The organism is Pseudomonas sp. 21615526 (assembly GCF_013386245.1).
In the GTDB taxonomy this organism is placed as follows: Bacteria; Pseudomonadota; Gammaproteobacteria; order Pseudomonadales; family Pseudomonadaceae; genus Aquipseudomonas.
Genome location: NZ_JACAOM010000086.1, coordinates 1 through 4,699, shown reverse-complemented (window position 1 = coordinate 4,699; position 4,699 = coordinate 1). Strand labels below are relative to the sequence as shown.

The window sequence follows — 4,699 nt, the reverse complement described above, 5'->3', positions numbered from 1 at the left end:
CTAAAGCTCGACGGCTCCCATAGGGGGTCGGTGGTGTGAGTGGGTTTTGTGTTCGGCGGTGCTGTCGGGGTGTTCTTTCTTTATCATGGGGGCTTTCGTTCAATTTCTCTGGTAACCCAATGCACGCCCTCACCTTCCGTAACGCCAACCCCGCAGACGCCAACCGTTGCTACGAGATCGAAATCTCGGCCTACGAAGGCGATGAAGCCGCGACCCTGGAAAAGATCGCCACGCGCATTGCGCTGTACCCGCAAGGCTTTCTGATCCTGGAGGCGGATGGTGTTGTGGTCGGTTTCATCAACTGCGGTTGCGCCGATGAAGTGGTGATGTCGGATGAAGCCTTCAAGGAGTTGGTCGGGCATTCAGCCGATGCGCCGAATGTGGTGATCATGTCGGTGGTGGTGGATCCCGCCCAGCAAGGCAAGGGCTACTCCACGCGCTTGATGACGGAGTTCGTGCAGCGCATGCAGGCGATGGGCAAGAAGACCATTCACCTGATGTGCAAGGACCAGCATGTTGACCTGTATAAGCGCATGGGCTATCGCTATGTGCAGCCGTCGGCGTCGGACCATGGCGGGATGGCGTGGCATGAGATGGTGATGGATATCTAGCCATCACACTTCCCCCTGTGGCGAGGGAGCTTGCTCCCGTTGGGGTGCGAAGCGCCCCTGATTCAGTGGACGCGGTTTTTCAGAGACCTGGTGACTGGTTTTGGGGCTGCTGCACAGCCCAACGGGAGCAAGCTCCCTCGCCACAGGGAAAGCATTTGCCTTGGGTTACGGGTTTCCCCCGGCCCACACGTGCGGGCGACGTGCAGCCCAAGGCGTTGCCCGTTCCAGTTGCGTCGCCAGGCCAAGCAACATGCCCTCCTGACCAAACGCGCCCATGAACTGCATGCCGATCGGCAGCCCGCTCCGGGAATCATGACCCAGCGGCACCGACATCGCCGGCGCGCCAATGACGTTGGCCAGCGCGGTAAACGGCGAATGCGCAAACACTCGATTCATCCACCCTCGCCCGTCCAGTTGCGCCTGGCCCTGGTTGTAGTCGCCGATCATCGGCGCCAGCCCGGGCAGTGTGGGCGACAGCAGCACGTCATATCGCTGGAACAGGTCACCCATGTGGCGCGCGACGATGTTGCGTTCCCACAGGGCCCCCAACAGGTCTGTCGCTTGCAGTGACTTGCCCAGGCGATACAACGCCAGTGTCGCCGGTTCCAGGCATTCAGCACTGATCGAACGACCCGTCGCGCCGGCAACTGCATCTATCCAGGCTGCCGTGTTCGACGACCAGAAACGCGCATTGAGTTCGACAAACGCTTCCCAACTCACGCCAATGTCCGGCTGGAGTTCTTCAACCTGATGACCCAGTGCTTCCAGTTGTTTGGCGGTATTGAACAGCGCCTGTTCCACCGCCGGATGCAGCTTCTGCCCGTTTAAAGGCAGGCTCTGGAGGGCAATGCGCAACGAACCGGGCGCCCGTTGGGCAAGCGCCGAAAAGCTGTTTTCTGGCGGTGCTATGCGAAACGGATCTCCAGGCGCGCCGCCATGGATCGCGTCGAGCATGCCAGCGCTGTCGCGTACCGAACGGGTCAATACCCCGTGCACTGCCAAACCACTCCAGACTTCGTCGACGTCCGGCCCCATGGGCACGCGACCACGGCTGGGCTTGAGCCCGAACAGGCCGCACATGGACGCGGGTACGCGGATTGAGCCGCCGCCATCGGTCGCATGCGCCACCGGTACCAACCCCGCCGCCACCGCCGCTGCCGAGCCGCCGCTGGAACCACCGGCGCTGCGCTGCACGTCCCACGGGTTGCGGGTGGGGCCTGAAAAGCGGCTTTCGGTGGTGGTGCTGGCGGCGAATTCGGGAGTGGTGGTGCGGCCCAACGGCATGAGGCCGGCGCGGCGCAGGCGGGTCATCAGTTCCGAGTCGGCATCGGCGGTGCAGCCCTGCGCGAGCGCGCTGCCGAGTTCATTGCGGCGGCCTGCGGCGCTGACGCCCAGGTCTTTGAGCAGCAGCGGCACGCCATGGAACGGGCCTTGGGCCGCAACCGGTTCATCGTCCCAGGCTTCCACCAAGGCGTTGATCTGCGGGTTGACGACTAAGATGGCTTGCAAGGCCACCGCGCGCACCTCGTCGACACTGACAGCGTGGGTGTGGATCAGGCGTGCCAGGCCGGTAGCATCCTGATCGGCATATTCAGACAGGTACATGAAACCCTCCAAACGGGTATGATGAATACTCTTCGGTATCGGACGATACCGATAAGTATCATGCGATACTCAATGGTATCGATGTCAAGTGGAGAATGTGCATGCGTGCGCAACGGACACCTCAACTGCCGCCCCGCGAGCGGATCGTCGATGCGGCGCAAACGCTGTTTGTCGAACAGGGCATCACCCGTGTCAGCGTGGATGCCATTGCGGCACTGGCCGCCTCGACCAAGATGACCGTGTACCGGCATTTCGAGAATAAGGATGCGCTGGTGCTGGAGTGGCTGGAGCGCCTGACGGAAAGCTACAGCGATGTGCTGGATGGCCTGGCGCAGCAACACCCCGACTCCCCCAGGGAACAGCTGCTGGGCTTGGCGGGTTTTATCGTCGACGACCTGGAACGGGCGGGCTATCGCGGTTGCCCGTTTACCAACACCCTCGCGGAAATTCCGGAGGCCGATCACCCTGCGCGAGCGCTGATCCAGGCGCATAAAAAACGCCAGTTTGAGCGGGTGAAGCTGCTGTGCACGCAGCTCAAGGCGAGCAAGCCCGGGGAGCTGGCTGAAGAGCTGACGTTGTTGATGGAAGGTGCCCAGGTGGTTGCGCAAAACAAAGGCGTGGATCAGGTGGGTGAACGGCTGATGCGGATGGTGCGGGAACGGCTTTGACAGGGAGCAGAACCTGATGAAACAGCATTTGATTGAGATAGGTGACCAACCAGACGCCGAAGCCGAGCAGCTTCTCGGCAAGGGACTCGCCGCCTTCAACGAACACATCACCGGCTCCAATGACCGACGTCCGTTGACGGTGCTGATCAAGGATCCCGACACCGGTGAAACCCTCGGCGGCATCACTGGCAAAACCAGCCTCGGGATGGCGTTCCTCGACCTGTTCCATTTGCCCGATGCGCTGCGTGGTTCAGGCCTGGGTACATCGCTGCTGAAGGCGTTCGAAGACGAAGCCCGTCACCGAGGGTGCCGCTCGGCGGTGCTGTACACCATCAGTTTCCAGGCCCCGGAATTTTACGAGAAGAATGGCTGGGTACGTTTTGGTGAAATACCATGCGACCCGCAAGGCAGCAGCCGGGTTTTCCTCAGCAAAACGCTCTGACGGCTAGACGCCAAGCCTTTTGCCAAACAACCGATTTTCATGGGTTTCATTCTGGAACGTATACGTAGGCGCCCCCAATAGCTCATAACCACGACGCGGATAAAAACCCAGCGCCCGCTCGTTGCCGACCCACACCGTCGCCCACAACAAAGAAGCGCCACCCTGCCCTGCGCGCTGTTCAGCCGCTTGCAGCAAACGGTAGCCGAGTCCGAGCCCGGTAAACCGTTCCTGGATGTAGAGCCGCTGCAACTCCGCCGGTTTCGGGGTTGAGATCAGCGCATGGCCGGTGTCCATCGCCACTTGGGCAAACCCCACCAGATGCCCATTGGCTTCAGCGACGATGATGGCCGTGCCCGGCTGGGCGATCAGCGCGGAAATCGTCTGGGGTGAAAACGCTTGCAGCGCCTCGGCGGCGATTGAGTCGCGAATGCCTTCGGTGGCGTAAGTATCGAGAAAAACCTGCATGCCCAGCACACCAACGCATAACGCGTCTTCAGGCCGTGCATCGCGGATAAGCATGTCGGGAAGCATTCGAGGGGTACTCTCAAAATCAGCAAAGGCAACGTTTTAACACAACTGCACATCTCTTCAATTGCCAGCCTGAATTTGCCCCAGTAGGGTTGTCGCTTCCCCCGCCAACAGGAGCCAGCAATGACCTGGTTTTCAGATCCCGACGCTGTCGCCCGCTACGCCGAAGGCCCGGTGAGGCTGGTGCCGGGTTTCGAGTCCCTGCAGCGCATGACCACGCTGCTATTGCGCGAAAGCGTCTCGGCCACCGGCAAGGTATTGGTACTCGGCGCAGGCGGTGGGCTGGAGTTGAAGAAGTTTGCCGACAGTCAGCCCGAGTGGCAGTTTGTGGGGGTGGACCCGTCTGCCGAGATGCTGAAGCTGGCCGAGGCCACCTTGGGTCCGCTGATGGCCCGGGTGCAGTTACATGAAGGCTATATCGATACCGCGCCCGAGGGGCCGTTCGATGCCGCCACGTCCTTGCTGACCTTGCATTTCATCCCGGCCGAAGAGCGTCTGCAAACCCTGAAAGAACTGTGGCGGCGCTTGTCGCCGGGCGCGCCTTTGATTGCGGCGCATCACAGCTTCCCGCAGTCGTCGCCAGAGGAAAAAGCGCGCTGGCTGAAGCGTTATGCGGCCTATGCCGTGGATTCCGGCGTACCGGCTGAAGATGCCCAGCGGGCGATTGCCGCCATCAGCAGCCACTTGCCGGTGCTGTCACCCAACGTCGATGAAGCGCTGCTACGGGAGGCAGGCTTCGAAGGTGTGGAACTGTTCTACGCGGGCTTCAGCTTCAAGGGCTGGGTTGCGTACAAGCCCGCCTAGCTTCCGGGGGAGGCTTACCAACTCCCCGACGCCCCACCCCC

The 4,699-nt window shown here is 61.5% G+C and carries 6 protein-coding genes; 4 read left to right on the top strand and 2 right to left on the bottom strand.

All coding sequences use genetic code 11. The annotated features are described in order from the left end of the window. Window positions 1-119: 119 nt before the first annotated feature. Window positions 120-611: a GNAT family N-acetyltransferase gene (locus tag HX786_RS23945; protein ID WP_177081452.1), complete on the top strand. Its 492-nt coding sequence runs from the start codon at window positions 120-122 to the stop codon at window positions 609-611. 165 nt (window positions 612-776) lie between these two features. Here the strand turns inward: HX786_RS23945 and HX786_RS23940 are convergent, their stop codons facing one another. After that, complete coding sequence (locus HX786_RS23940) at window positions 777-2,216, bottom strand: amidase (protein ID WP_178912674.1); 1,440 nt, start codon at window positions 2,214-2,216, stop codon at window positions 777-779. 101 nt (window positions 2,217-2,317) lie between these two features. Between HX786_RS23940 and HX786_RS23935 the strand changes: the two genes are divergently transcribed. Together HX786_RS23935 and HX786_RS23930 are read left to right on the top strand one after the other, a co-directional pair. Then, the gene (locus HX786_RS23935) at window positions 2,318-2,884 is read left to right on the top strand and encodes a TetR/AcrR family transcriptional regulator (protein WP_177008604.1); all 567 of its coding nucleotides are present in this window, start codon (window positions 2,318-2,320) and stop codon (window positions 2,882-2,884) included. A gap of 16 nt (window positions 2,885-2,900) precedes the next feature. Further along, a complete protein-coding gene (locus tag HX786_RS23930; RefSeq protein ID WP_008435362.1) occupies window positions 2,901-3,326 on the top strand; it encodes an N-acetyltransferase in 426 nt (141 codons plus the stop codon). Between the two features lie 3 nt (window positions 3,327-3,329). On the opposite strand, the gene HX786_RS23925 is transcribed toward HX786_RS23930, so the two are convergent. After that, window positions 3,330-3,845: a GNAT family N-acetyltransferase gene (locus HX786_RS23925; RefSeq protein ID WP_250884661.1), complete on the bottom strand. Its 516-nt coding sequence runs from the start codon at window positions 3,843-3,845 to the stop codon at window positions 3,330-3,332. 132 nt (window positions 3,846-3,977) lie between these two features. Between HX786_RS23925 and HX786_RS23920 the strand changes: the two genes are divergently transcribed. Next, a complete protein-coding gene (locus tag HX786_RS23920) occupies window positions 3,978-4,658 on the top strand; it encodes a class I SAM-dependent methyltransferase (protein WP_178912672.1) in 681 nt (226 codons plus the stop codon). The last annotated feature ends 41 nt before the right edge of the window (window positions 4,659-4,699 follow it).

Excerpts from the sequence above, each read along its gene's own strand:
- HX786_RS23925 (WP_250884661.1), bottom strand. The coding sequence starts at position 3,845 with ATGCTTATCCGCGATGCACGGCCTGAAGACGCGTTATGCGTTGGTGTG.
- HX786_RS23935 (WP_177008604.1), top strand. The coding sequence starts at position 2,318 with ATGCGTGCGCAACGGACACCTCAACTGCCGCCCCGCGAGCGGATCGTC.
- HX786_RS23920 (WP_178912672.1), top strand. The coding sequence starts at position 3,978 with ATGACCTGGTTTTCAGATCCCGACGCTGTCGCCCGCTACGCCGAAGGC.
- HX786_RS23945 (WP_177081452.1), top strand. The coding sequence starts at position 120 with ATGCACGCCCTCACCTTCCGTAACGCCAACCCCGCAGACGCCAACCGT.
- HX786_RS23930 (WP_008435362.1), top strand. The coding sequence starts at position 2,901 with ATGAAACAGCATTTGATTGAGATAGGTGACCAACCAGACGCCGAAGCC.
- HX786_RS23940 (WP_178912674.1), bottom strand. The coding sequence starts at position 2,216 with ATGTACCTGTCTGAATATGCCGATCAGGATGCTACCGGCCTGGCACGC.